Raw genomic sequence first — 1,533 nt, 5'->3', positions numbered from 1 at the left:
TGTCCGTCGTCGAAACATTTGGCGCAGGTTTGGCGTGGCGTTAACGGAGAGCGGGCCTCGTCAGGGGTTGGCTTTTAGGCGGCGAGCTTGCGGTGCTGCAAGCGGCGATGTTCGATGGTCTGTTTCTTGATGGCGGCGCGCTGGGCGTGGATCTGCCGATCGCGGCCAAAGTAGGCATCTGCGGGCGTCACATTGCCCAGGCTTTCGTGATAGCGCTGGTGGTTGTAGTGCTCGATGAAGGCTTCGATCTGGGCTTCGAGATCGCCGGGCAGGTAATAATTCTCCAGTAGGATGCGGTTTTTCAAGGTCTGGTGCCAGCGCTCGATCTTGCCCTGTGTCTGGGGGTGAAAGGGGGCGCCGCGCACGTGGCTCATGGACTGGGCCTCGATATAGGCGGCCAGTTCGCCCGCGACATAGCTCGGGCCATTGTCCGAGAGCAGGCGCGGCATGTGCAGCACGGTGGCGCTGTCACAACCTGATGCGGCCAGCGCCAAGTCCAGCGTGTCGGTGACATCGCCCGCCGTCATGGTGGTGCACAGCTTCCACGAGATGATGTAGCGGGAATAGTCGTCGAGCACGGTTGAGAGGTAAACCCAGCCCCAACCGATCAGCTTGAAATAGGTGAAGTCGGTCTGCCACATCTCGTTTGGTCGCATCGTCTTGGTGTGGAACTCGTCGCGGGCCTTGATGACGATATAGGCTGGGCTGGCGATCAGATCCTGTGCCTTGAGCAGGCGATAAACCGTGGCCTCGCAGACAAAGTACTGCTTCTCATCGGTAAATTTGGTGGCCAACTCGCGGGGCGAGAGTTCGCTTTCCTCCAGCGCCATGTCGATGATCTGTTTGCGCACATTCTCGGGCAGCCGGTTCCATACCCGGCTTGGCGCCGAGGGGCGGTCTTCCAGCGCCTCAGGCCCACCATCAAGGTAGCGGGCATACCAGCGGGCAAAGGTGCGGCGTGGGATGCCCAGTTTCTCCAGCGTCTGTCGGGTGGGCAGATGGGATTGCTCGACGAGGCGGATGATCTCGAGCTTTTCTGCGGCGGGATACCTCATTCTTGGTCGCCCCCATCCGCGATCATGCTTTTTTTAAGCAGGCGGTTCTCGAGCGTCAGGTCGGCCACGCATTCCTTGAGAGCCAGTGCTTCACGGCGCAGATCCTTGACCTCGTCACTGGTGGCGGCACGGGCCGTGTCCCCGGCCAGACGGCGTTTGCCAGCCTCAAGGAATTCTTTTGACCAGGAATAATACACGCTCTGGGCGATGCCTTCGCGGCGGCACAGTTCAGCGATGCTCTCCTCGCCGCGCAGGCCTTCGAGCACGATGCGGATTTTATCCTCGGCCGAGAAATGCCGGCGTGTGGCACGGCGAATATCTTTCACCACCACCTCGGCGGGCTTCTTGGTGGGCTTGGCAGCCAATTTTGGGCTGGAGGGATTGGGTCTCATCTGCGTTCCTTACGTCACTGCGACGAGACCCAATCCCTCCATTATCCGCAACCCCAGATCTGTGCCAAAGGCGCTGACGCCGAACA

At 60.5% G+C, this 1,533-nt stretch carries 1 protein-coding gene; it reads right to left on the bottom strand.

Annotated features, from left to right (window positions below; translation table 11 throughout):
• Nucleotides 1–74: 74 nt before the first annotated feature.
• Nucleotides 75–1,447 (bottom strand): IS3 family transposase gene (locus RT688_RS23715; protein ID WP_095046155.1). Its coding sequence is split into 2 segments (ribosomal slippage): nt 75–1,090 and nt 1,090–1,447, totalling 1,374 coding nucleotides; the frame shifts between segments, so codons are not numbered across the junction.
• Nucleotides 1,448–1,533: the final 86 nt, after the last annotated feature.

Origin of the sequence: Massilia sp. (assembly GCF_032106685.1) — a bacterium.
Classification (GTDB): domain Bacteria; phylum Pseudomonadota; class Gammaproteobacteria; order Burkholderiales; family Burkholderiaceae_D; genus Telluria.
This window is presented reverse-complemented; position numbering and strand designations above follow the sequence as displayed.